The sequence below is a fragment of the Polaribacter pectinis genome, assembly GCF_014352875.1.
GTDB classification, from domain to species: domain Bacteria; phylum Bacteroidota; class Bacteroidia; order Flavobacteriales; family Flavobacteriaceae; genus Polaribacter; species Polaribacter pectinis.
In genome coordinates this window covers 2,529,001-2,552,853 of record NZ_CP060695.1, presented here as the reverse complement: position 1 = coordinate 2,552,853, position 23,853 = coordinate 2,529,001, and the positions used below count along the sequence as shown (strand labels likewise).

The following is a 23,853-nucleotide window of genomic DNA, read 5'->3' as shown; positions in this document are numbered from 1 at the left end:
TTAATAGTACTTTATTCTTTCACGGTAATTTCATGTAAAAATATTTCTGTTTTTACATCTGCAAACTGTCTAAACATTTCCATAACACCACAATACTTTGTAACAGATAAATTTACTGCTTTTTGTATTTTTTCTGGTTGTAATTCTGCATCTGAAAAATGGTAATCTACTTTTACTTTGTTGTAAAATTTAGGGTGTTCATCTGTTAATTCTGCAGTTATTTCAATTTTAAAATCTTCTACTTCTGCTCGCATTTTTTTCAATAAAGAAATTACATCTAAAGCAGAGCAACCAGCTAAAGAAGAAAGCATTAGAGCTTTTGGTCCATAACCAGTTGTGTCTTTGTTTTCTTCATCTGCCACAGAAAACATTGTTAATTTATGTCCACTTGGGTTGTCAGATTCAAATTGTTCTTTTTGTGCCCAAACTGTAGTAACTGTATTTGTTGCCATATTAGATGGTTTTATTTTGGTGTTTTAAGATTTGAAGTATTAAATTGTGCTTTCTTACAAAAATAAGAACAAGACCTTTAAGTTAGTGATTAAAAATGAATAAATATTGAATATTAAAAACTCCTTTTTATCAATTGTAATATTATTAACGTTTTTTCAGTTGAATTCACAAACGAACAAACCACCAGTATTAACTGCAACTGGGAGGCAAGTTTTTTGCCCTCAAAGCCAGATTAATATTGTTACAGATTTTACAATAACAGATGAAGATGATACAGAATTATCGTCTTTTTTTATTCAAATATCTGCTGGCTACCAATCTGGGTTTGATGAGCTATCATTAACAGGAAATCATCCAACAATAAATTCTGATTGGAATGCAACTGAAGGAAAATTAAGTTTAACAGGTATTGGAACTAGTAAAATTTTACTTACTGATTTAGAAAAAGCTGTTAAAGAGGTTGTTTTTTCAACTACCGCAACAACAATTACTGAAGATAAGTTTTTCTCATTAACAATTGGTGATGCAAATTATTTACCATCTACAGACCATTTTTATGAATTTATTTCTGATTTAAGCATTACATGGAGTGATGCAAGAATAGCAGCAGAAAACAGAACTTATTATGGAAGACAAGGTTATTTGGCAACTTTAACAAGTGCAGAAGAAGCACAATTTGCAGGAGAACAAGCTTCTGGTGCAGGTTGGATTGGTGGAAGTGATGAAGAAACAGAAGGTGTTTGGAAATGGGTTACTGGGCCAGAGGCTGGAACTATTTTTTGGAATGGACAAGTAAATGGAACCACACCTAATTATGCAAATTGGAACAATAATGAACCTAATGATCATAGAGAGGATAACACTACAGGAGAAGATTATGCACATATAACAGACCCTTCAATTGGAATTGTTGGGGCTTGGAATGACTTGCCAAATATAGGTGGAACAGATTTGTATATTCCAAAAGGTTATATTGTTGAATATGGGAAACCAAGTGATCCAGTTCTAAATATTGTTGCAACCACAAGTATTTATATCCCTAAAATTGATTCTACAACAGATGCATCAGTATGTGAAACTGGATCAGCAACAATAAATGCAATACCTACTGAAGGACAAGTTTTATGGTATGATGCTCAAACAGGAGGAACATTACTATTTGCTGGGAATGATTTTACAACACCAGTTTTAACTAGTTCTACAACCTATTATGCAACTGTTTCTGTAAATGGTTGTAATACTTTTGAAAGAAAACCGGTTATGGTTACTGTTATTCAAAGACCAACAATAACAAGTACTTCAAACGATTTAATTTGTAGTGGATCTGCAAATTTAGCAGCACAAACATCTGATGGAAGTGTTTTTTGGTACGATTCTTTAACAAGTACAACCCCTATTTTTACAGGAAATAATTTTAAAACTCCAAACTTAACAGCTACAACTTCATATTATGTAGAAGCAAGATATTTTGACTGTAAATCTTCTTCTAGAACAGAAGTAATTGCAGAATTAGATACAAGAATACCCGAGTTTGATTTAGTAGAAAGTGAGTATGTTTTATGCAAAGATATTGGTTCAATTACTCTAGAAACTGAAAATTCACAAGATAATTATGTATATCAATGGTTTAAAGAAGGTGAAGTTATTGCAGGGAATTCTGCTTCAATTTCAATAAACACTTCAGGTAATTATAGTGTAAAAGCTATTTCAATTGCAGGCTGTGAATCTAAACCTAAAACAATTTTAGTTAATGATTCTGAAATTGCAACAATTACCAAAGAAGATATTTTAATTATTGATGACTCAAATAATAATTCTATACAAATAATAAATACTAATTTAGGAATAGGAGAGTATCAGTTTTCTATTGATGATAAATTTGGGTCATATAAAGATGTTGGTTTTTTTGAAAATATTTCTACAGGAACTCATGTATTATTTATAAAAGATATGGGTGGTTGTGGAATAATAGAATACACGTTCTCAATTTTAGAATATCCAAAATTTTTTACACCAAATAATGATGGGAAAAATGATATGTGGAACATTAAAGGATACAACAAAGATCAATACACTGTAACCGATATTTATATTTATAATAGGTTTGGAGTTTTAATATATAAAATAGACGCAGGAAGTTCTGGTTGGAACGGAACCTATAATGGAAAAAAATTACCACCCAATAGTTATTGGTTTCAAACAATTTTAACAGATAAAAACGGACTTTCAGTAGAGAAAAAAGGAAGTATTAGCTTAATTAGAAATTAAAAAAAATATGGCATTAGTAACACCACTATCATCAGAACACGATTTAGAAACAAAAGAACTAGCAGAATTTTTTAATGAAACTTTGGGTTTTTGCCCAAATTCAGTTTTAACAATGCAGCGCAGACCTGCAATATCTAAAGCATTTATTAATTTAAATAAAGCTGTAATGGCAAATGAAGGTAGAGTTACATCTGCCCTAAAAAGAATGATTGCTTGGGTTTCTAGTAATGCAACAGGTTGTAGATATTGCCAAGCACATGCAATTAGAGCTGCTGAACGTTATGGTGCAGAACAAGAACAATTAGATAATATTTGGGAATATAAAACGCACAAGGCTTTTTCTGATGCTGAAAGAGCCGCATTAGATTTTTCTTTGGCTGCTTCTATGGTGCCAAATGCTGTAGATGCTTCTATAAAAGAAGAACTATATAAATATTGGAACGAAGGTGAAATTGTAGAAATGTTAGGAGTAATTTCTCTTTTTGGATATTTAAATCGTTGGAACGATTCTATGGGAACAACCCTTGAAGAAGACGCTATAGAAAGCGGAAATAAATATCTAGGGAAACATGGTTTTAATGTAGGAAAACATCAATAAAAAAAGTATTTTTAATTTTTTTAAAAAAACCTTCTCATGTAAAAATGAGAAGGCTAAAAAAATATTAAGGTCCCCCAACCTCTTTAAATTCATAAATCAAAAATAGTGAAAACATGAAGTTTTGCTATTGTGAATTTTGCAAAATCATTTTTCTGTTTTTGTAAATTTTAAGTAAAAAAGAAAGGCCTTATGCTAAAAGTTGAAGAAAGACTATTTAATTTTATACAACAAAAATTACCTAAAAATGTTTCTTTTATAGAGGAAATTGCAGACGTTTTAGATGTTAGTTACGATGCAGCTTACAGGAGAATAAAAGGGAAAACAGCTGTAACTTTATCAGAAATTTTAAAACTTACAAAACATTATAATTTTGTAATTTCAGATGTTTTTTCTGAAAACAAAGAAGTTATTAGTGTTAGTAAATCTGGTAATGTTAATTCTATAGAAGAATTAAAAAAATATTTTGATTATGTAATTAATGAAACAAAAGAATTCTCGAAGTTCAATGATTCAGATATGCTTTTTGCAGCAAAAGACCTACCTTTTTATTATTCTTCTGGTTTGTTTAGAAAGTTTAAAATGTATACTTTTTTAAATGTTTTGGCAGAAGATTTTAAGTTTGAAAAATTGCCATTTAAAGACTTTGATAAAGAAAATGTCCTTGTTAGTAAGATTTATGAATTAGAAAAATCGTACGAAAGTATTCATACAACTGAAATTTGGAGCGAGAATACTTTAACAAGTTCTATAAATCAAATTTTATATTTTTTTAAAATTAAATTATTAGATAAAGAAAGTGCTTTAGAAATTTGTTGTGATTTAAGAAAGGTAATTAAAAGAATAGAAAACCAGTGTGTTTCTGAAAAAAGAGGAAACGAAAACAAAAAATATGAGCTATTTAATAACGAAATTTTAAATTTAAATAATACTGTTTTCTTTAGAGCAGTAAAGCAAAAAAAACTTTTTATACCGTTTACAACACTCTCTTATTTAAAAATATCTGATGAAGATACTTGTAATACAATAGAAAAATATTTTTTAAAACAATTACAGTTTTCTAAACAATTGTCTGGAAATGCAGAAATAGAAAGAACCATTTTTTTTAACACTCTTTACGAGAGAATTAATATGTTGAAAAAACAAATAGAACTAGGGTAGTTTTTTTAACCGCTAATTTGTTTCCATCTAATAATCTAACCAATATTTTCCTTTTTTTGTAGCGAAATTAATAGCTTTATGAATATCGTTAAACTGCCAATTAGGATTTTCTTCAGAATTTGTAGGAGTTAACAAAGTTAAAATTCCTTTAACACATTTTTCTGAAGTAACAACAATTATGGGGAATTCTGGTTCATCGATATTGTTTCCAGCATCTTTAAATTGAGAGATATCTTGAAAAACTTTTAACAATGTGTTTCCGTAAGAATATTTCATCTTTCTAAAATCTAATACAATAGCTTCAGCTTCAAAAGACATCAATCCTTCAATTGCTTTTCTAGCTATAAATTCTCCATGTTCTTTTCCAGAAGATCCATTTGGATATTCTCCAGAGAAACTAACAATCAAAACATCTGTATTGTCTTCAGTATTTTTTTCTTTTGAAAAGAATTTACAAGATAAATCTGATGGATTTTTTATGTTTTGAGAGATAAGTTGATGCATAAAATAATTTTTACTTTAATTCTAAAGCTTCACCTTCAAAAGATAAACCATCAAAACCAGTTTTCATAAAGTTTCTAATATTTTGATGAGAATCTCCATTTTCATCTTCTAAAACAGATTTATAATGTTCGCCAAAGCAAAATAAAGTTTCTTCTTTTGTTAATTTTTGAAGTTTTGCAAACGCAAATAATTTACAAGAACCAGAATTTTCACCAGCGTTGTTTTTTATTTCTCCGTTTGTAAAAGTAGTTGGAGTGAAATTGTAATTATCTTCAATTACTTGCATTGTATCTGAAAAAGTAATTGCTGTTGGGTTTGATTTTAGTATTGTTTTGAATTCTTGGATGATCATAATTAGCTTTTTTTTTAATTTTTTGCAATTTCATGATAAACTAAAGTAAAGTTTAAGTCATAAGGTAACTTTAAACTTTCTCTCTTTAATTTATAATCTTGAAAGGATAAATTTAAGTTAATTTGATTTAACTCCTTTTCAACTTCAATTATATGGTAAAGAATTAAGTTCTTATTTACAGAATAACTTTTAGCAATTATATATTCTTTATTAAAGCCAACTGCAAAAACTGCTTCATCAACGACAATGTTGTAAATTGATTTATTGTTAGAGTTATTTATAATTGATAATTCTTCTATTGAGTTATTAGCAAATAACATAAAACTTCCTGGAAGTTCCTCTTCAATTAAACCTGCTCCAAAATAACAGGATTGTAATAAAATAATTGATAATATTAATACAATATTTTTTTTCATAATGAATTACTTCTTCCCTTCCACAATCACAACAATTTCTCCTTTAGGTGGTTTTGCAGTATAATGTGCCAACACTTCTGTGGCAGTTCCTCTAATGGTTTCTTCAAACATTTTTGTGAGTTCTCTGGAAACAGAAACTCTTCTTTCTGTACCAAAATATTCTACAAAATGACCCAATGTTTTCACCAATTTATGTGGAGATTCATAAAAAATCATCGTTCTTGTTTCTTCTGCCAATATTAAAAAACGTGTTTGTCTTCCTTTTTTAACTGGAAGAAATCCTTCAAAAACAAATTTATCATTTGGCAAACCAGAATTTACCAAAGCTGGTACAAATGCAGTTGCACCTGGTAAACAATCAACCTCGATATTATTTTCTACACAAGCTCTTGTTAGTAAAAAACCAGGATCTGAAATTGCTGGCGTTCCAGCATCTGAAATTAATGCACACGTTTCTCCATTCTGAATTCTCTGCACAACACCTTTTACAGATTTATGCTCATTATGCATATGGTGACTGTGCATTTGTGTAGCAATTTCAAAATGTTTTAATAGTTTTCCACTTGTGCGTGTGTCTTCTGCTAAAATAAAATCGACTTCTTTTAAAACACGAATCGCTCTAAAAGTGATGTCTTCTAGATTACCAATTGGTGTTGGAACTATATATAATTTACTCATAATTTAAAGTTTTTAGTTTTTAATGTTTAGTTTTTAGTGAACTTAAAACTCACAACTCAACACTCAAAACTTTTTATATCGATTCATATTCATCAACAGTAATATCTGCAATAATATCTCCTGTGTGTTTTATACTTAAAGGCTCAAATAAAACAATATGGACTTCTTCTTTTGCAATAGGTTTGTGTTCTACTCCTTTAGGTACAATGTAAAATTCGCCTTCGTTTAAAGTAATCGTTTTATCACGAAACTCGATATCTAAAGTTCCTTTAATAACCATAAATAACTCGTCTTCATTATCGTGTTTATGAAAAACGAATTCTCCTTTTAATTTGGCTAATAATATTTGTTGTCCGTTTAATTGCCCAACTTTTTTTGGAGACCATAAGTCTTGAAACAATTTAAATTTCTCTTGAATATTAATTACACTCATAAAGACAAATTTACAAAGAATTGGACGGATTCTGCGTTACCGATTGAAGCAATTGTTTGAGCTCTTTTTTGTTTAAAAAAAGCGAGTGCGAAAAGCGGGGCATTTCTGTTTAGAAATGAACGCCCAAAACATTAATATTTAACGGAAAATGATTAATTTCGCAACTTAAATTATTGAAAGAAATGTATAGAAGTCATTCTTGTGGCGAGTTAAGAGATTCGCATATAAATACAGAAGTAACCTTGGCTGGTTGGGTACAAAAATCGCGCGATAAAGGGTTTATGATTTGGGTAGATTTACGCGATCGTTATGGAATTACGCAATTAATGTTTGATGAAGAACGCACGCCAAAAGAAATGATGGAGAAAGCAAAATCTTTGGGAAGAGAGTTTGTAATTCAGGTAACTGGAACTGTTATTGAGCGTGAGTCGAAAAACAGTAAAATGCCAACTGGAAATGTGGAAGTTTTGGTTTCTAAATTAGAAATTTTAAATGCTTCTATTACTCCGCCTTTTACAATTGAAGACAAAACCGATGGTGGAGACGATTTAAGAATGAAATACAGATACTTGGATATTAGAAGAAATCCGGTAAAAGACAGTTTAATCTTTCGTCATAAAGTTTCGATGGAAGTTCGTAAATACTTGTCTGACCAAGAATTTATTGAAGTTGAAACACCTTATTTAATAAAATCTACGCCAGAAGGAGCAAGAGATTTTGTAGTGCCTTCAAGAATGAATGAAGGTCAGTTTTACGCATTGCCACAATCTCCACAAACATTCAAACAGCTATTAATGGTTGGTGGAATGGATAAATATTTTCAGATTGTAAAATGTTTTAGAGATGAAGATTTACGTGCAGACAGACAGCCAGAATTTACACAAATTGACTGTGAAATGGCGTTTGTTGAGCAAGAAGATATTCTAAATATTTTTGAAGGATTAACGCGTCATTTACTAAAAGAAGTAAATGGAGTAGAGGTGGAGAAGTTTCCAAGAATGTTATATGATGATGCAATGCGTTTGTACGGAAATGACAAACCAGATATCCGTTTTGGGATGGAATTTGCTGAATTAAATTCAGTTACTCAACACAAAGATTTTGGTGTTTTTAATAACGCAGAATTGGTAGTTGGAATTGCTGTTCCTGGAGGAAATTCTTACACAAGAAAAGAAATTGACAATATTATAAAATGGGTTAAAAGACCACAAGTTGGTGCTTTAGGAATGATTTATTGTCGTGTAAACGAAGATGGAAGTTTTAAATCTTCGGTTGATAAATTCTATGACCAAGAAGATTTAGCAAAATGGGTAGAAGCTACAGATGCAAAACCTGGAGATTTAGTTTGTGTTTTGTCTGGAGAAACAAATAAAGTAAGAGCACAATTATCGGCTTTAAGAATGGAATTGGCAGAGCGTTTAGGATTGAGAGATCCAAAAGTATTTGCACCACTTTGGGTTATTGATTTTCCATTATTAGAATTAGATGAAGAAACAGGGCATTATCATGCAATGCATCATCCATTTACTTCTCCAAAACCTGGGCAAATCGAATTGTTAGACACAGATCCTGGAGCTGTAAAAGCAAATGCTTATGATTTGGTTTTAAACGGAAATGAAATTGGTGGAGGTTCTATTAGAATTCACGATAAGCAAATGCAAGCAACCATGTTGAAGCATTTAGGTTTTTCTGAAGAAGATGCAAAAGCGCAATTTGGTTTCTTAATGGATGCATTCGAATATGGAGCACCACCTCATGGAGGTTTGGCTTTTGGTTTGGATAGATTGGTTGCTATTTTAGGTGGACAAGAAACAATTCGTGATTTTATTGCGTTTCCTAAAAATAATTCAGGACGCGATGTTATGATTGATGCACCTGCATTTATAGATGATGAACAATTGAAAGAATTAAGTTTGAAATTGAATATTCAAGAGTAAAATATATTTTGTAAATATTTAGACCTCAAAGGTTTTGAAAACCTTTGAGGTCTTTTTTGTTAGAATTTTACTACTTTTAAATTATGAAAAAACTATTCACATTTTTACTGCTTTTCATATCAATAATTTCATTTTCTCAAGAAATCACAGGAAATCAATTATTAGAAAAAGCAATTAAATTTCACGACCCAAATGGAAATTGGGAAACCTTTAAAGGCGAACTTTTTGTAACGATGGAAATGCCTAAAAGCTCTCCAAGAAAAAGTAGAATCAGAATTAATTTACCTGAACAATATTTTTTAGTGAAAGCTGTAAAAGACACAATCGTAACAGAATATGCGATTCATAAAGGCGATTGTAGTATGGCAATTAACGGAAATACAAATCCGTCTGAAGAGCTAAAAAAGAAACATAGTCTAAGTTGCGAACGCGCAAATTTGTATAAAAATTATTACACCTACTTATATGGTTTGCCAATGAAATTGAAAGATGAAGGCACAATTATCGAAGAAAAAGTAGAAAGAAAAACCTTTAAAGGAAAAGAATATTTAGTGTTAAAAGCCACATACTCTAAAGAAGTAGGTAAAGATACTTGGTACTTTTATTTCGATCCAAAAACGTATGCAATGGAAGTGTATCAGTTTTTTAAAGAAGCAAAAGATAGTGGAGAATATATTTTATTATCTGGTTTAGAAACGATTAATGGTGTAAAAATGCCAAAAAACAGAGCTTGGTATTATAATAAAGACAATGGTTATTTAGGAACGGATATTTTATCAGCAAAAAAATAAATGCCAACAAAATATAAAATACTTAAAAAGGTTTTAATTTGGAGATATAAATATATTTCCGAAAGACAATTTGTCTATGTTTTAAGTGTTTTAGTTGGGTTTTTAGCAGGTTTAGGAACCTTTATTCTAAAAGATTTAACCTTTATAATTGAAGAATTATTAGAAGGTAAATTTATTAAAGATTATCATTATTCGCTTTATTTTATCTTTCCAATTATTGGACTGTTTTTGGTGTACTCGATTAAGAAATTCATCCTAAAAAAAGAAATAGGACACGGAATTTCTACTACTTTACATTCTATTTCTAAAAGAAACGGAATTATAGAACGTTATAAAATGTTTGCTTCCTTAATTACAGCGCCATTAACAGTTGGTTTTGGAGGTTCTGCAGGTTTGCAAGGTCCTGCTGTAAGTACAGGAGCAGCTTTGGGTTCTAACGTTGCACAGTTGTTTCACATGAATGCAAAAACCCGAATGTTATTAGTGGGTTGTGCAACTGCTGGTGCAATGTCTTCTATGTTTCAAGCACCAATTGCAGCAATTATTTTTGCTGTGGAAATTTTTAGTTTAGACTTGGCTTTTGCTTCATTAGTTCCACTATTATTGGCATCAGTTTCTGCAGTAATTACAAGTTACTTTTTTGTGGGAACAGATGTTTTATTCGGTTTTAAATTGGTAGATGTTTTTCAAGTTGAAGACATTCCGTTTTACATAGTTTTGGCTTTTTTTACAGGAATTGCCTCTGTATATTTTTCTAAAATGTACTTTGCAATTACTCGTTTTTTTGCACGATTTAAAAGTCCATTTAAAAAACTAATTATAGGAGGAATTGCGATAGGAGTTATGTTGTATTTAATTCCGCCTTTGTATGGAGAAGGATATGGATTAATCAATAATTTATTAAATGGAAATACTGCAAAAGCGTTGAACGATATTCCATATAATATCGATTTAAATAACGTTTATATGGTTGCTTTCATGTTATTGATTATTGCAATATTTAAAGCAATTGCAATGACAACTACATTTGCAGCTGGTGGAGTTGGTGGAATTTTTATTCCTACCATTTTTATGGGTTCCGCATTGGGAAATGCGATTGCCAAAATTATAAATCAGTTGGGTTTCTCAGTTTCTGAATCGAACTTTACACTGATAGGAATGACAGGTTTAATGGCAGGAGTTTTACATGCGCCATTAACTGCGATTTTCTTAATTGCGGAAATTACTGGAGGTTATGAGCTTTTTGTTCCTTTAATGTTGGTTGCTGCTATTAGTTTTGCGTTTACAAAATACTTTATTTCGAACTCCATTTATACAGTTGAATTGGCAAAAAGAGGAGAATTGATAACACATAATAAAGATAAAAATGTGTTAATGATGATGCGAATTGACACTTTAATTGAAAAGAATTTCAAACCAATTACACCAGAAATGACATTTGGAGAAATGCTTAAAAAATCGGTTGCAAAATCGAAACGAAATATTTTTCCTGTTTTAGATGAAGAAAAACGCTTTTTAGGAATTGTTTTGTTAGATGATATAAGACCTATGATGTTCGATCAAACACAATATGAAGTTGCCACTGTTGCTGATTTTATGAAGTCTGCACCAGAAATTATTTTTCATGATGATACTGTGGAAAAAGTAATGCAAAAATTTAAAGACAGTAATGCTTGGAATTTACCAGTTGTTAAAGACGAAAAGTATATTGGTTTTATTTCTAAATCTAAATTATTAACTGCCTACAGAAATAAGTTGATTGAAGTTACTTCTTAATAAATTGAATTTACAAATTCAACAACTAAATCAGGAAAATCCGTAAAAGCACCATCTACATTTGCATCAATTAATAAAGTTTGCATCATTTCCTTAAACGAAGAAAACTCATCTAATTGATCTGCTCTAAAAGTATAAGGATGTACTTTTAAATCGAATTTATGAGCTTCAGAAACTAAAGAGGTAAATTCCCATTGTCCATCTACTTTTTTATCTAAAATTTGTTTGTACCAAGGTCCAATTCCATCTGCATAATTTGCAAAATGTTTTAAGTTTTTGGTTTCCTCAGGGAATTCCATTAATTGTACTAAAAATAATTTGGACTTTAATTCTTTACGAATTCTCTCTAATTCTTTCGCATCAAAACATTGTAAAATACAATTGTCTTTTTTTGTTTTGTAACCATAATTAGAAAGTGTTTTCAAAACAATTTCTGTTAGGTTTTTTCCTTCTTTTTTATGGAATTCAGGTTCTTTAATTTCTGGGTAAATACCGATGTTTTTTCCAGTAGATTTGTTTAAACCTTGTATCAATTCAATTTCTTGTTGTAAAGAATGGAGTTTAAAATAACCTTTTCCTTTTGGAAATCTATTTGGGTAAAATTGTTCACCAGTTTTTGGGTTAAAACGTTCAGAAACTGCTAAAGTTTGCAATTCTTTAAAAGTAAAATCTATCACATAAAAACGATTGTCTTCTCTTTTTTTATTTGGAAATTTTGTTGCAACATCTGTAACATCGTCTAAATAAATATCATGTATAACAATTGGCACATCATCTTTACTTAAAACAACATCTTGTTCAATAAAATTAGGATTCATTGCAAAAGCCATAGCTTTAGATTCCATTGTATGTTCAGGCAAATAGCCAGAAGCGCCTCTGTGAGCAATTACTAATTTTTTGTTCATTGGAGATTGTTTTTTAGTTTCATTACAAGAAATAAATAGCAGACTAATCAAAAATAATAAAATTGATTTCATTTATCTTTAAAGATAGACTTTTTGTAGTTTTGCAATATGAAGTTAACATTAAAAATAATGTTTATCGTCTTTTTAATTTGGATGGTAATTGGAATTTACTTGCTAAACACAGATCATGAGAAAGCACAAATTGTAATGGGTTTAGGCATTTTCTATTTCTCTTTTTTAGTAATGCCAATCTTCATTTATCATAGATATAAAGATGGTAAATACAAGAAATATATTCTTAATGACCAAAAATTAAGAGATGCTTTTAATCAGAGAGGGAAAGATTAATCTTCCTTTTTCAAAAAAGCATACACTGGAAAATGGTCGGAAAAACCACCTTGATACCAAGGACCAATATAAGTTCTAAAAGGACTTCCTTTTAGTTTTCCTTTAAAGACTTTTAACCATTTTTTATTGAAAACTTCTGCATGTTTAAAATATAATTTACCTTCTTTTTTCTCTAAAAAGTTTTTACTAAAAATAATTTGATCGAATAAGTTCCATTTTTTGTTGTAGGTAGAAGTTCCAAATTTCTCTTTGTTTAAGAGTTTCTCCATGGGATTTATAAAATCATCAGAAGTTAAATTTTTCAAACTAATGCTTGCTGGGTCGTCATTAAAATCTCCCATAATTATAATTTTAGCATCGTAATTTTTATCTTTAATTTGGGAAATAATAGTTCTATTTAATGCTGCTGCCTTTAATCTTTTTGGCTCTGTAGCTTCATAACCATCTCTTCTAGATGGCCAATGATTTACTAAAACATGTATCAATTCGCCATGTAAATTTCCAGTAACTTTTAAAACATCTCTTGTGTAATCTCTAACACCTGGCTCATTTTCTATTTCTAAAACAAAGGTTTCTGAACTTAAAAATTCAAAAACAAGTTTGTTATATAAAAGTGCAACATCAATTCCACGTTCGTCTGGAGAATCGTGATGAACAAAACCATAATGATGTTTTCTTAAATTGGTAGCATTTACCAAATCGTCTACAACTTTGGCATTTTCAACTTCAACCAAACCAACAATTGCTGGTGGATTTTTAGAACGATTCATGCCTAATTGAGAAATTACAGAGCCTAATTTCTTAAGTTTTATTTTATAACGTTTATTCGTCCATTTGTATTTTCCATCTAAAGTATAATCGTCATCTAAAGTTTTTGGATCATCAATAGTGTCAAATAAATTTTCAACATTATAAAATGCGATGGTTGTAATTTTATCACTCTGTTTTTTTGATGCAATTGATGGAAACATAGAATAATTTTAATTGTAAAAGTAGTTAATTTGAGAGTGTCAATTTAGAGAAATAAATTTCATAAAAAAAGCATCCAAATAAATTGGATGCTTTTTTATTTTATAATTTTTTTTGAAATCCACCACATCAATTAATTATGAGTGAAATACAAAAAGCAACTGTGTTGCCTGTGTTGCTTACTTTGCAGCTGCGTAACGTTTTTCAACTTCGTTCCAGTTAATAACATTAAAAAACGCATTAATATAATCTGGTCTTCTGTTTTGGTAGTTTAAGTAATATGCATGTTCCCAAACATCTAAACCTAAAATTGGAGTTCCTCCACAACCATTAGGCATTAAAGGATTGTCTTGATTTGGCGTAGAACAAACAGAGACTTTACCTCCTTTATCTACACATAACCAAGCCCAACCAGAACCGAATTGTGTTGCTGCAGCTTTAGAAAAAGCCTCGATAAACGCTTCTTTAGAACCAAAAGCGGCTTCAATAGCATCTTTTAATTCTCCAGATAAATATCCTCTATCATTTGGGTTTAAAACTGTCCAGAATAAAGAGTGATTGTAAAAACCACCACCATTATTTCTTACAGCTTTGTTATCTAAATCTAAAGTAGTTAAAATATCTTCTATAGATTTTCCTTCTAAATCAGTTCCTGCAATTGCATTATTTAAATTATTTGTATATCCATTATGATGTTTACTGTGGTGAATTTCCATAGTTCTTGCATCAATATTAGGTTCTAAAGCATCATAAGCATATCCTAATTCTGGTAGTTTAAAAGCCATTTTTTTATTTTTTAAAAGTTAATATTAGTTTTCTGATGTAAATTTAATCAATATGGAACAGTTTCCCAAAATATTAAGGCTTTCTTAACTTATAATGGTATAAAGAGTCTTTATTCTCCAAATTCTTGCATAAAAGCTTCTAATTTTTCTACCATATTTTTGCTTCCGCAAATAAAAGGAACTCTTTGGTGTAATTCAGTAGGTTCTACATCCATAGTTCTTGTATAACCATCAGAAGATTTTCCATTGGCTTGTTCTGCTATAAAAGCAATAGGATTACATTCGTACAATAAACGTAGTTTTCCATTTGGGTTTCTAGAGCCTTTAGGATACATATAAATTCCACCTTTTATCATATTTCTATGAAAATCGGAAACCAAAGAACCAATATATCTACTTGTATAAGGTCTGTCTCCTTCTTCTTCCTGACAGTATTTTATGTATTTTTTTACACCTAAAGGAAAATCTAAATAATTTCCTTCATTCACAGAATACATATTTCCATCTTCTGGGAAAGTCATATTTGGGTGCGATAAATAAAACGAACCAATTGCAGGATTTAATGTAAAACCATTTACGCCATCTCCAGTTGTGTACACCAACATTGTAGATGTTCCATAAACCACATAACCAGCAGCAACTTGCTCACTTCCTTTTTGTAAAAAGTCTTCTAATTGAACAGGAGTTCCAACAGGAGTTACTCTTCTATAAATAGAAAAAATGGTTCCTACAGAAACATTTACATCAATATTAGAAGAACCATCTAAAGGGTCTATTAAAACAATATATTTATTTTGATGATTCTCATCTATACTATTAATACTGATAAAACTATCTTCTTCTTCACTCGCAATTCCACAAACAATATTTCTACGAGTTAAGGTTTGTATAAACTTATCATTCGCGTAAACATCTAATTTTTGTTGGTCTTCACCTTGAATATTAGTATCGCCATAAGCACCAATAATATCTACCAAACCTGCTTTGTTTACTTCGTGGTTTACCACTTTTGCAGCTAATCTAATAGAGTTTAAAAGACTGGAAAGTTCTCCAGAACTGTATTTAAAAGAATGTTGGTTTTCAATAATAAATTCGCCTAAAGTTTGTTTTTTTACAGTCATTTTTAATGAGTATGGTTTGTGTTACAAAGATGCTAAAATTTAGCCAACTACACCGATTTCGTAACTATTTTTTTTGTAAAAATTACCCTAATTAATTATGAATTAGATAATTCTGTTTTCAGAAAAATTTAAACAAAATAAGATTAACTGTATAAAATATTCAAATATTTTAGAGCGGAAACAAAAAAACTATCTTTGACCAAAATTTACAACAAATGAGTTTTATCATAAGAAAAGGCGAAGAAAAAGATGTACAATCTGTATTTGATTTAATTACAGAATTGGCAGTTTTCGAGAAAGAACCAGAAGCAGTAGAAATTACTGTAGAAGATTTATTGAAAGATGGTTTTTCTGATAAACCTAGATTCAATTTATTTGTTGCAGAAGAAGATTCTAAAATTATTGGAATTGCACTTTTTTATGAGCGTTATTCAACTTGGAAAGGAAAAACGATTCATTTAGAAGATTTAATTGTTACCAAAAACAAGCAGAAAATTGGTGCAGGAAAAGCATTGTATTCTGCAGTTTTAAAATATGCTCATGACAATGGTTTTAACAGAGTTGCATGGGAAGTTATCGATTGGAACACCAACGCAATTGATTTTTATAAAAGTACAGGAGCAACCTATTTAAACGATTGGTCTGTAGTACAAATGAACAAAGAAAATTTATCAACATATATTCAAAATAATTAAAAATGAAGATTTTTAAATTTGGAGGAGCATCTGTAAAAGATGCAGCAAGCGTAAAAAATGTAACAAACATTTTACAAAGTGAAGGAACAGAAAGTACAGTAGTTGTAATTTCTGCAATGGGAAAAATTACCAATGCATTTGAGGAAGTTATTGATGCGTATTATAATAAGACTGATAAATTATCAGAAAAATTAGGCGTTATAGAAGATTTTCATAAAAGTTTAATGAGTGATTTGTTTGATGCAAATGATGAAATTTACAAAGAAATTGATATTCTTTTAGGGGAATTAAGCTGGTTTTTGGCAAGAAATACATCACAAAGATATAACTATGTTTATGACCAAATTATATGTTTTGGAGAATTGTTATCAACCAAAATAGTAAGTGCTTATTTAACAAAAATAGGCGTAGAAAATAATTGGTTCGATGTAAGAAATTATGTTAAAACGGATAGTAATTATAGAGATGCAAAGGTAAATTGGGAATTAACGCAAGACATTATCAATGAAAAATTAGATGCATCTAAATTAAATATTACTCAAGGTTTTATTGCAGCAAATGATACAGAAAACACCACAACATTAGGTAGAGAAGGTTCAGATTATACAGCAGGAATTTTTGCATATTGTTTAAATGCAGAAAATGTTACGATATGGAAAGATGTTCCAGGAGTTTTAAATGCAGATCCAAGAGTTTTTGAAGACACCACTTTATTAAGACAAATTTCTTATGAAGAAGCAATTGAAATGGCATTTTATGGTGCTTCTGTAATTCACCCAAAAACATTACAACCATTAGAAAGGAAAGAAATTCCTTTATTAGTTCGTTCTTTTATCAACCCAAAAGAACCAGGAACAAGAATTTCTAAAGGATCGGATTTAGAGCCATTAATTCCTTGTTTTATTGTGAAAAAAGACCAAATTTTGGTATCCATTTCTGCATTAGATTTTTCTTTTATGGTGGAAAACAACATCAGTTATATTTTTCAAAAATTACATGAATATCAATTAAAAGTAAATTTAATTCAGAATTCTGCGATTAGTTTTTCTGTTTGTATTGATAATAAATTCAAAAATTTTGATGCCTTTTACAACGACTTAAAAAAGGAGTTTAAAATTGAAGTTCAAAAAGGAGTAGACATGTTTACGGTTCGTCATTTCGATGACAAAGCCATCACAAGTATAGAAGAAAAAGGAACGTCTTTACTAACGCAAGTAAATAAAGAAACGATTCAAATAGTTTTGGCAGCGAATTAATATTTATCATATTTTTTTTCAACTAAATTTTTCAAGCACTATTATCTATTAAAAAGATTTGATTATTAATTTTTTTAGCATATATTTCATTTATAATGTTAAAATCTAAAAAAATAAGATGCTTAAAAAAACGCTGATATTTTTAGGAGTCTTTTTTCTTGGAATTTCTCTTTATTATATGTCATTTTCTAAAGTAAAACAAAATCAAGTTAAAAATTTTGTGTTACATAAAACGGGTATTTTGTCTGCAGATTGGACAATTTCAACCAAAGAAAAAGAAGGTGAATATATTACTACATTCGAATCTCCAACGTTATTTATAGACAATATTTACACTTCTATGCAAGGTCCTCACACCAATGAGAAGTTTAAATTGAATGAAAAAGAAGACCAGTTATATTGGGTAACAAAATTTAAAGGAACAGCAAACAGCAAATTTAATTCTAATGATTTTATATGTCATATGAATTTATTTCATAGTAACGAAGAGCATTTTGCTAGATTGGGTTTCGAAGAGAGAATAAACTTGCAAGATTCTAGATTAATCACCTTAACAGATGGAACTTTATTACTAGAATTTCCTGAAGGATTTGCATATCCTATTTACTCCAATGAGAAAATGTTTATCAGTTCTCAAGCTTTAAATTTGCATAAAAAAGACGCTAATTTTAATGTGAATTTCGATTTTAAATTACATTATTCCAAGAATGAACATAAAGAATTGAAACCTTTATACATGAAATACTTGGTTTTGTCTTTACCTTACACAGACGATTCTGAAGAAAATTATACTACATCTAAACAATTAGAAGTAGGAGCACCTTTTGTAGAATGTGCTGCGCCAAGTTCAGATAATAGGTTTGAAGCAGAAAATATAGATGGAGATAAATTTACTGCTTTTTGGAAAATTCCTCCAGGAGAAAACACCTATATTAATGATATGACAAGCAAGTTGAATCTCCAAAAAATAGAAACCGTACATTTTATTAACGCACACGCACATCCTTATGCAACTTCTTTAGAGTTGAAAGACGAAACTACAAATACTACCGTTTTTAAATCTATTATCACAAATACTAAAGGGAAAAAAGGAATTGAAGATATGACTCGTTTTTCATCTACAGAAGGTATAAAAATGTATCCAAATCATAAATATGTTTTAATTCAGAAAGTAAATAATACTTCTAAAGAAGAAGCAGATATGATGGCAAGTATGTTTATTTATTTTTATGATAAAGCTTTAGATTCAAAATTAAATAAAGTTTAGATGTCTTTTAAAAATACGTTTTTTATAAACATATTAATTATTTTAATTTTTTCTTCTTGTGATTCAAGTGACATTAAACTTCCTATAATTAGCAAAGCATTTGTAGAAACTGAAAATGTTTCCGAAGTTAAAAAAATGTCTTTTAAGAGTCAGTTAAATGAAGAATTTCCTATTTATAGTTTGAAGGGTAAAATTCATCTTGTAAATTTTTTCTTTGCTTCTTGTACTGCAATTTGCCCAGTTATGGAGAGTAATTTAAAAGATGTTGTTTTGGCAAATGAAAACATTCCTTTGCTTTCTTTTACAATAGATCCAGAAAGAGATACCTTTTCTGTGTTAAAAGAACATCATAGGATTGTTGCAGAAAATGCTACAAATTGGTTGTTTTTAAGAGGAAATAAATCCGATTTAAAAAAAATAGCAAAGCTTTATCTTTCTCATATTTCTAATGATGGGGATGATGATAGTTATTTTTATCATACAAGTTCTGTTGTTTTATTAGACAAAGAAATGAGAATTAGAGGAATTTACGATTCATTAGACGAAGTAGAGATAAAATTATTAAAAAGAGATATAGCAATACTGTTTAATGAATAACGTCTTTTTACCAATTTGTTTAAAACAGAGTTTTCTTTTATCATTTTTTTGTAAGTTTGCAATTACGTCTAATTATTTTTTATGGCATTAGTTACTTCTAAAGAAATCTCGCAAGTAGTTGGTTTACAGAAACTTGGATTTTTGGGAACTTTTATTGGGTGGATATTATTAAGAATACTTCGTATTTCTGCCATCAATAAAATATACAATAAGAACAAAAACAAATCAGATTTAGATTTCTTAAATGGTGTTTTAGACGATTGTAAAATTAAGTTTGAAATTCCAGAGGAAGATTTGAAAAGAATTCCAAAAGATGGAGCTTTTATAACGATTTCTAATCACCCTTTGGGAGGAATTGATGGAGTTTTATTATTAAAATTGTTAATTGAAAAAAGAACAGATTTTAAAATAATTGCTAACTTTTTATTGCATAGAGTAGAGCCTTTAAAACCTTATGTAATGCCAGTAAATCCTTTTGAAACCAGAAAGGATGCAAAATCGAGTGTTGCAGGAATTAAAAGTGCATTATCACACTTAAAAGAAGGAAAACCATTGGGAATTTTCCCTGCAGGAGAAGTTTCAACATATAAAGACGGAAAATTAAAAGTAGATAAACCTTGGGAAGAAGGTGCAGTTCGTTTGATTAAAAAAGCAAATGTTCCTGTAATTCCTATTTATTTTCACGCTAAAAATAGCCGTTTATTTTATTTCTTATCTAAAATTTCAGATACTTTAAGAACAGCAAAATTACCTTCGGAAGTTATTTCTCAAGGAGGCAGAGTTATAAAAGTAAGAATAGGGAAACCAATTTCTGTTGCAGACCAAAATGAGTTTAAAGAGATTCCTGCTTTTTATGAATTCATTAGGAAGAAAACCTATATGTTGGCAAATCCTTTTGAGAAAGCACACAAATTAATCTCTACTCAGAACATAAAAATTCCGAAGAAACCAGCCAAAAAAATTACCTCACAAAGAAACACTAGCTTATTTGTTAAGGAAATAAATGCTTTAAGAGAAAAAGAGGTTCGTTTATTAGAAAGTAAAAATTATGAAGTCTTTTTTGCAAGCGCAAAAGACATTCCTAATTTATTACACGAAATTGGTCGATTACGTGAAATTACGTTTAGAGAAGTTGGAGAAGGAACTAATAAAGAGATAGATTTAGATAAGTTCGATAAATATTATCACCATTTATTATTGTGGGACAGAGAAGCAAATTGTTTGGCTGGAGCATACAGAATGGGACTTGGAAAAGAGATTTATAAAAAGTACGGAATTAACGGTTTTTATATTCAAACATTGTTTAGAATTGAGCCTGAATTGCACCAAATGATGTCTAATACCATAGAAATGGGACGTGCTTTTATCATTGGTGAATATCAGCAAAAACCAATGCCGTTATTCTTGTTATGGAAAGGAATTGTACACGTGACTTTACGTTACCCTGAATATAAATATTTAATGGGTGGAGTTTCTATAAGTAATCAGTTTTCAGATTTCTCTAAATCGTTAATGATTGAGTTTATGAAATCTCACTATTACGATCCATACATTGCACAATACATTTATCCGAAGAAAGAATACAAAGTAAAATTAAAAGACGGAGATAAAGATTTTGTTTTTGACGCTACAAAAGCAGACATGCAAAAGTTCGATAAAATTATTGATGAAATTGAACCAGGAGCATTAAGAATTCCTGTTTTAATTAAGAAATATGTCAAGCAAAATGCACGTTTAGTAGCTTTTAATGTAGATCCAAAATTTAACAATGCAGTAGATGGATTAATGTATATTAAAGTGGCAGACATTCCAGATAGTACTGTAAAACCTGTGATGGAAGAATTTCAAGCAGAGTTAGAAAGAAAAGCTACAGAGTTGCAGAATAGCAAACAATAAAACTTCATTAATTTAATTTCTAACAAATTAACAACAATCTGCTTTGTCCATTTTTCTCTTTTGGCGCTCGATGTAAACATGGTAAAACGTTACTTTTAGGATGGTCAACTGCTAATTTCCACAAATTCCCAATTCCTAAACTTATTGGTTTTGCATTTGGTTTTGGTGCATAATGTAAATCAAAAAAGTATTCACTTAAAAAGGCTTCAAAACCAGCATCATTTCCATCATATAATTTTTTGAGTTCTTCACGAATTTCTGGGATCAAAATTTTTTGTGTGGCTTGTTCATTAGCAATTATATCACTTGGTTCACCATAATAAGTGCATAAAAAAGTATCAACAGGAATTGGAGAACGATCTACATGAAAAGAATAAACATCCGTTGGTAAAAACGGAAAATCAGTATCTCTTTCGTAGTTTTTAATGATGTTTAGAATTGGCTTCGCTCCATGAGATTTTAAAACATTTAAATCATTTAAAAGAATTTTACGTGCAAGGTTTCCTTTTTCGCTTAATTTGAGTTCTTGAAGTTCATCTTCATTTAATAATTTTATATTTTCTTGAAATGTCACTTTTTTTACAATTTCACCAAAATTACCAATTAAGTCACGTTTCCAGCAAATTGCATTTATTTTCTTTTGAAATGATGTGGTTAAAAGGTCATGAAAATTTTTAACAAAATTAATTTGATTTTCAGGATGAGATGAATTGGACATATTCAGCAATATATTTTTCACGAAATTAGTAATATTTAAGCAAAACTGCACTTTTGTCAGTTTTTAAATTTGGTACACTTTTCGCTATTTAACAGAAGAATTAAATCAATTAAAATGAAAACATTTTTAAAAATATTATTAACTGCAGTTGCAGTTATTGTTTTAGCTAATATTTTACCAGGAATTTCTGTTGCAGGTTATGTGTCAGCAATCATTGTAGCAGTAGTAATTTCGTTATTAAACATGATTGTAAGACCCTTATTAATATTCTTTACGTTACCAGCTACTATTGTTACGTTTGGCTTATTTATTTTTGTAATAAATGCAATTATAATTTTATTGGCAGATAAATTAGTTGATGGTTTTGCAGTTTCAGGATTCTGGGCAGCCTTATTCTTTAGTATTTTATTGTCGATATTTAGATCGGCTTTATTTTCGCTTTTAAAAGATGATAGAAAACAGTTGAATTAATAAAATAAACACTGAAATAGAACCACTTAAACATTTGTGCAATCAATTAAAAAGCTTAATTTTGCACTCGATTTTTTCAAGATAAAAGACAAATAAATGAATATTACAAGAGAGAATAAAGATGCGTTAAACGCAGTTGTAAAGATTGATATTGTTGCAGACGATTATCAAGCAAAAGTAGACCAATTATTAACAGATTACCGTAAAAAGGCAGACGTTCCAGGTTTTAGAAAAGGGCATGTGCCAATGGGAATGATTAAAAAACAGTATGGTAAATCTATAATGATAGATGAGGTAAACAAGCTTTTACAAGAGTCTTTAAATAAATTTATTACAGAAGAAAAAATAGACATTTTAGGAAATCCGTTACCAAGAGTTCAAGACGATTTCAATTGGGATGCAGATAAATTTTCTTTTGAATTCGAATTAGGTTTAGTACCAGAATTCGATGTAGATTTAAAATCTAAAAAGAAAGTTACTGAATATAAAATCATTGCTACTAAAGAATTATTAGAAGAAGAAGTAAAGAATATTCAAACTCGTTATGGAAAAATGTCTCCTTTAGAAGAAGTTACTAAAGAAGCAAACGTAACAGGTACTTTCGTAAACGAAGAAAAAGAAATCAATAAAAAAGGAACTTTTTTAGTTAGCGATTTAGAGGGTAAGAAAAACGAAAAGAAAGTTGTTGGCGCTAAAGTTGGTGATGTAATTGAGTTAGAAACTAAAAAACTTTTTAAAGACGACCATAAGTTACAAGCTATTTTAGGTGTTGCTCACGAAGAAATTCACGATTTAGACATCAAAGTAACTTTAACTGTTGAAGATATTACAAAAACTGAACCTGCAGATTTAGATCAAGAATTGTTCGATAAATTATTTCCTGATGGAAGTGTAAAAACAGCATCAGAATTAAAGGACAAGATTAAAGAAGATGCAGAAAAGCAATTTGCACAGCAAGGAGATCAACAATTATTAAATGCAGTTACAGAACATTTAGTAGAAAATACAAAGTTCGATTTACCTGCAGAATTCTTGCAAAAGTGGTTAGCAACTGCTGGTGAAAAACCATTATCTCCAGAAGAAGCAAAAGCTGAATTTGAAAAATCTGAAAAAGGTTTACGTTATCAATTAATCGAAGGAAAAGTGATGAAAGATAACGACATCAAATTAGATTATGCAGAATTGGTAGACTATGCAAAAGGATTTATCCGCACGCAAATGGCACAATTTGGGAATATGAATCCAGAAGAAAAAGAATTGGACGATATTGCTGGTAGAATTTTACAAAACCAAGAAGAAGCTCAAAAATTACAGTCTCAATTAATTAGTCAGAAATTATTGGCTTTTTACAAAGAGAACATGAGTTTTAAATCGAAAGAACTTTCTTACGAAGATTTCATCAAAGAAGTTTATAAATAAATATTTTTAATTCTAACATGTCACTTCGAGCGCAGTCGAGAA

25 protein-coding genes are annotated in these 23,853 nt (G+C 29.7%); 14 read left to right on the top strand and 11 right to left on the bottom strand.

Annotated features, from left to right (window positions below):
- Window positions 1-11: 11 nt before the first annotated feature.
- Window positions 12-452: an OsmC family protein gene (locus H9W90_RS11365; RefSeq protein WP_187481713.1), complete on the bottom strand. Its 441-nt coding sequence runs from the start codon at window positions 450-452 to the stop codon at window positions 12-14.
- 106 nt (window positions 453-558) lie between these two features.
- On the opposite strand from H9W90_RS11365, the gene H9W90_RS11360 reads away from it, so the two are divergent.
- The 3 genes from H9W90_RS11360 to H9W90_RS11350 all read left to right on the top strand — a co-directional run bounded on the left by H9W90_RS11360 (window position 559) and on the right by H9W90_RS11350 (window position 4,477).
- Window positions 559-2,721 (top strand): Ig-like domain-containing protein, encoded by a 2,163-nt coding sequence (locus tag H9W90_RS11360; RefSeq protein WP_254712481.1) that lies wholly within the window; start codon window positions 559-561, stop codon window positions 2,719-2,721.
- Between the two features lie 7 nt (window positions 2,722-2,728).
- Entirely contained in the window at window positions 2,729-3,319 is a 591-nt protein-coding gene (locus H9W90_RS11355) for a carboxymuconolactone decarboxylase family protein (protein WP_187481712.1), read from the top strand.
- A 189-nt stretch (window positions 3,320-3,508) separates the two neighbouring features.
- Entirely contained in the window at window positions 3,509-4,477 is a 969-nt protein-coding gene (locus H9W90_RS11350; RefSeq protein ID WP_187481711.1) for a helix-turn-helix domain-containing protein, read from the top strand.
- A 27-nt stretch (window positions 4,478-4,504) separates the two neighbouring features.
- Here H9W90_RS11350 and H9W90_RS11345 read toward each other — a convergent pair whose 3' ends face one another.
- The 5 genes from H9W90_RS11345 to H9W90_RS11325 all read right to left on the bottom strand — a co-directional run bounded on the left by H9W90_RS11345 (window position 4,505) and on the right by H9W90_RS11325 (window position 6,860).
- Window positions 4,505-4,981, bottom strand: a complete 477-nt coding sequence (locus H9W90_RS11345) for a hypothetical protein (RefSeq protein WP_187481710.1) — start codon at window positions 4,979-4,981, stop codon at window positions 4,505-4,507.
- 10 nt (window positions 4,982-4,991) lie between these two features.
- Window positions 4,992-5,333 (bottom strand): HopJ type III effector protein, encoded by a 342-nt coding sequence (locus H9W90_RS11340; RefSeq protein WP_187481709.1) that lies wholly within the window; start codon window positions 5,331-5,333, stop codon window positions 4,992-4,994.
- Between the two features lie 14 nt (window positions 5,334-5,347).
- Entirely contained in the window at window positions 5,348-5,749 is a 402-nt protein-coding gene (locus tag H9W90_RS11335) for a DUF3997 domain-containing protein (RefSeq protein WP_187481708.1), read from the bottom strand.
- A gap of 6 nt (window positions 5,750-5,755) precedes the next feature.
- On the bottom strand, window positions 5,756-6,427 hold the full coding sequence (gene rsmI, locus H9W90_RS11330) for a 16S rRNA (cytidine(1402)-2'-O)-methyltransferase (protein WP_187481707.1): 672 nt from the start codon (window positions 6,425-6,427) through the stop codon (window positions 5,756-5,758).
- 73 nt (window positions 6,428-6,500) lie between these two features.
- The gene (locus H9W90_RS11325) at window positions 6,501-6,860 is read right to left on the bottom strand and encodes a cupin domain-containing protein (protein ID WP_187481706.1); all 360 of its coding nucleotides are present in this window, start codon (window positions 6,858-6,860) and stop codon (window positions 6,501-6,503) included.
- 182 nt (window positions 6,861-7,042) lie between these two features.
- Between H9W90_RS11325 and aspS the strand changes: the two genes are divergently transcribed.
- From aspS to H9W90_RS11310, 3 genes are all read left to right on the top strand, one after another.
- Window positions 7,043-8,797 (top strand): aspartate--tRNA ligase, encoded by a 1,755-nt coding sequence (gene aspS, locus H9W90_RS11320; RefSeq protein ID WP_187481705.1) that lies wholly within the window; start codon window positions 7,043-7,045, stop codon window positions 8,795-8,797.
- Between the two features lie 83 nt (window positions 8,798-8,880).
- Entirely contained in the window at window positions 8,881-9,588 is a 708-nt protein-coding gene (locus H9W90_RS11315) for a DUF6503 family protein (protein ID WP_187481704.1), read from the top strand.
- The gene (locus H9W90_RS11310) at window positions 9,589-11,364 is read left to right on the top strand and encodes a chloride channel protein (protein ID WP_187481703.1); all 1,776 of its coding nucleotides are present in this window, start codon (window positions 9,589-9,591) and stop codon (window positions 11,362-11,364) included.
- On the opposite strand, the gene glpQ is transcribed toward H9W90_RS11310, so the two are convergent.
- Window positions 11,361-12,269 carry a glycerophosphodiester phosphodiesterase gene (glpQ, locus tag H9W90_RS11305; protein WP_254712480.1) on the bottom strand — a complete coding sequence of 303 codons (909 nt, stop codon included), beginning with the start codon at window positions 12,267-12,269 and terminating at the stop codon, window positions 11,361-11,363. The two genes, H9W90_RS11310 and glpQ, sit on opposite strands and share 4 nt — an antisense overlap.
- Window positions 12,270-12,377: 108 nt before the next feature.
- Here glpQ and H9W90_RS11300 point away from each other — a divergent pair, with 108 nt between their 5' ends.
- Window positions 12,378-12,617 carry a hypothetical protein gene (locus H9W90_RS11300; protein WP_187481701.1) on the top strand — a complete coding sequence of 80 codons (240 nt, stop codon included), beginning with the start codon at window positions 12,378-12,380 and terminating at the stop codon, window positions 12,615-12,617.
- Here the strand turns inward: H9W90_RS11300 and H9W90_RS11295 are convergent.
- From H9W90_RS11295 to fbp, 3 genes are all read right to left on the bottom strand, one after another.
- Window positions 12,614-13,588, bottom strand: a complete 975-nt coding sequence (locus tag H9W90_RS11295) for an endonuclease/exonuclease/phosphatase family protein (protein ID WP_187481700.1) — start codon at window positions 13,586-13,588, stop codon at window positions 12,614-12,616. The genes H9W90_RS11300 and H9W90_RS11295 overlap by 4 nt on opposite strands.
- A 177-nt stretch (window positions 13,589-13,765) precedes the next feature.
- Window positions 13,766-14,371, bottom strand: coding sequence for a superoxide dismutase (locus H9W90_RS11290; RefSeq protein WP_187481699.1), 606 nt, complete (start codon window positions 14,369-14,371; stop codon window positions 13,766-13,768).
- A 110-nt stretch (window positions 14,372-14,481) separates the two neighbouring features.
- Complete coding sequence (fbp, locus tag H9W90_RS11285; RefSeq protein WP_187481698.1) at window positions 14,482-15,492, bottom strand: class 1 fructose-bisphosphatase; 1,011 nt, start codon at window positions 15,490-15,492, stop codon at window positions 14,482-14,484.
- A 215-nt stretch (window positions 15,493-15,707) separates the two neighbouring features.
- Between fbp and H9W90_RS11280 the strand changes: the two genes are divergently transcribed.
- From H9W90_RS11280 to H9W90_RS11260, 5 genes are all read left to right on the top strand, one after another.
- Window positions 15,708-16,187 carry a GNAT family N-acetyltransferase gene (locus H9W90_RS11280; protein WP_088354962.1) on the top strand — a complete coding sequence of 160 codons (480 nt, stop codon included), beginning with the start codon at window positions 15,708-15,710 and terminating at the stop codon, window positions 16,185-16,187.
- Window positions 16,188-16,189: 2 nt separating this feature from the next.
- On the top strand, window positions 16,190-17,443 hold the full coding sequence (locus H9W90_RS11275; protein WP_187481697.1) for an aspartate kinase: 1,254 nt from the start codon (window positions 16,190-16,192) through the stop codon (window positions 17,441-17,443).
- A 220-nt stretch (window positions 17,444-17,663) separates the two neighbouring features.
- The gene (locus H9W90_RS11270; protein ID WP_187481696.1) at window positions 17,664-18,710 is read left to right on the top strand and encodes a hypothetical protein; all 1,047 of its coding nucleotides are present in this window, start codon (window positions 17,664-17,666) and stop codon (window positions 18,708-18,710) included.
- On the top strand, window positions 18,711-19,307 hold the full coding sequence (locus H9W90_RS11265; protein WP_187481695.1) for an SCO family protein: 597 nt from the start codon (window positions 18,711-18,713) through the stop codon (window positions 19,305-19,307). It abuts the gene before it with no gap.
- 81 nt (window positions 19,308-19,388) lie between these two features.
- On the top strand, window positions 19,389-21,203 hold the full coding sequence (locus tag H9W90_RS11260; RefSeq protein ID WP_187481694.1) for a GNAT family N-acyltransferase: 1,815 nt from the start codon (window positions 19,389-19,391) through the stop codon (window positions 21,201-21,203).
- A 19-nt stretch (window positions 21,204-21,222) separates the two neighbouring features.
- Here H9W90_RS11260 and H9W90_RS11255 read toward each other — a convergent pair whose 3' ends face one another.
- Window positions 21,223-21,921 carry a hypothetical protein gene (locus H9W90_RS11255; protein WP_187481693.1) on the bottom strand — a complete coding sequence of 233 codons (699 nt, stop codon included), beginning with the start codon at window positions 21,919-21,921 and terminating at the stop codon, window positions 21,223-21,225.
- A gap of 114 nt (window positions 21,922-22,035) precedes the next feature.
- Between H9W90_RS11255 and H9W90_RS11250 the strand changes: the two genes are divergently transcribed.
- Both H9W90_RS11250 and tig read left to right on the top strand, forming a co-directional pair.
- On the top strand, window positions 22,036-22,392 hold the full coding sequence (locus tag H9W90_RS11250) for a phage holin family protein (protein WP_088354967.1): 357 nt from the start codon (window positions 22,036-22,038) through the stop codon (window positions 22,390-22,392).
- A gap of 96 nt (window positions 22,393-22,488) precedes the next feature.
- A complete protein-coding gene (gene tig / locus H9W90_RS11245; protein WP_187481692.1) occupies window positions 22,489-23,811 on the top strand; it encodes a trigger factor in 1,323 nt (440 codons plus the stop codon).
- The last annotated feature ends 42 nt before the right edge of the window (window positions 23,812-23,853 follow it).

Coding starts and splice junctions, on each gene's coding strand:
- H9W90_RS11365 (WP_187481713.1), bottom strand. CDS start 452: ATGGCAACAAATACAGTTACTACAGTTTGGGCACAAAAAGAACAATTT.
- H9W90_RS11355 (WP_187481712.1), top strand. CDS start 2,729: ATGGCATTAGTAACACCACTATCATCAGAACACGATTTAGAAACAAAA.
- H9W90_RS11350 (WP_187481711.1), top strand. CDS start 3,509: ATGCTAAAAGTTGAAGAAAGACTATTTAATTTTATACAACAAAAATTA.
- H9W90_RS11345 (WP_187481710.1), bottom strand. CDS start 4,981: ATGCATCAACTTATCTCTCAAAACATAAAAAATCCATCAGATTTATCT.
- H9W90_RS11340 (WP_187481709.1), bottom strand. CDS start 5,333: ATGATCATCCAAGAATTCAAAACAATACTAAAATCAAACCCAACAGCA.
- H9W90_RS11335 (WP_187481708.1), bottom strand. CDS start 5,749: ATGAAAAAAAATATTGTATTAATATTATCAATTATTTTATTACAATCC.
- rsmI (WP_187481707.1), bottom strand. CDS start 6,427: ATGAGTAAATTATATATAGTTCCAACACCAATTGGTAATCTAGAAGAC.
- H9W90_RS11325 (WP_187481706.1), bottom strand. CDS start 6,860: ATGAGTGTAATTAATATTCAAGAGAAATTTAAATTGTTTCAAGACTTA.
- aspS (WP_187481705.1), top strand. CDS start 7,043: ATGTATAGAAGTCATTCTTGTGGCGAGTTAAGAGATTCGCATATAAAT.
- H9W90_RS11315 (WP_187481704.1), top strand. CDS start 8,881: ATGAAAAAACTATTCACATTTTTACTGCTTTTCATATCAATAATTTCA.
- H9W90_RS11310 (WP_187481703.1), top strand. CDS start 9,589: ATGCCAACAAAATATAAAATACTTAAAAAGGTTTTAATTTGGAGATAT.
- glpQ (WP_254712480.1), bottom strand. CDS start 12,269: ATGAACAAAAAATTAGTAATTGCTCACAGAGGCGCTTCTGGCTATTTG.
- H9W90_RS11300 (WP_187481701.1), top strand. CDS start 12,378: ATGAAGTTAACATTAAAAATAATGTTTATCGTCTTTTTAATTTGGATG.
- H9W90_RS11295 (WP_187481700.1), bottom strand. CDS start 13,588: ATGTTTCCATCAATTGCATCAAAAAAACAGAGTGATAAAATTACAACC.
- H9W90_RS11290 (WP_187481699.1), bottom strand. CDS start 14,371: ATGGCTTTTAAACTACCAGAATTAGGATATGCTTATGATGCTTTAGAA.
- fbp (WP_187481698.1), bottom strand. CDS start 15,492: ATGACTGTAAAAAAACAAACTTTAGGCGAATTTATTATTGAAAACCAA.
- H9W90_RS11280 (WP_088354962.1), top strand. CDS start 15,708: ATGAGTTTTATCATAAGAAAAGGCGAAGAAAAAGATGTACAATCTGTA.
- H9W90_RS11275 (WP_187481697.1), top strand. CDS start 16,190: ATGAAGATTTTTAAATTTGGAGGAGCATCTGTAAAAGATGCAGCAAGC.
- H9W90_RS11265 (WP_187481695.1), top strand. CDS start 18,711: ATGTCTTTTAAAAATACGTTTTTTATAAACATATTAATTATTTTAATT.
- H9W90_RS11260 (WP_187481694.1), top strand. CDS start 19,389: ATGGCATTAGTTACTTCTAAAGAAATCTCGCAAGTAGTTGGTTTACAG.
- H9W90_RS11255 (WP_187481693.1), bottom strand. CDS start 21,921: ATGTCCAATTCATCTCATCCTGAAAATCAAATTAATTTTGTTAAAAAT.
- H9W90_RS11250 (WP_088354967.1), top strand. CDS start 22,036: ATGAAAACATTTTTAAAAATATTATTAACTGCAGTTGCAGTTATTGTT.
- tig (WP_187481692.1), top strand. CDS start 22,489: ATGAATATTACAAGAGAGAATAAAGATGCGTTAAACGCAGTTGTAAAG.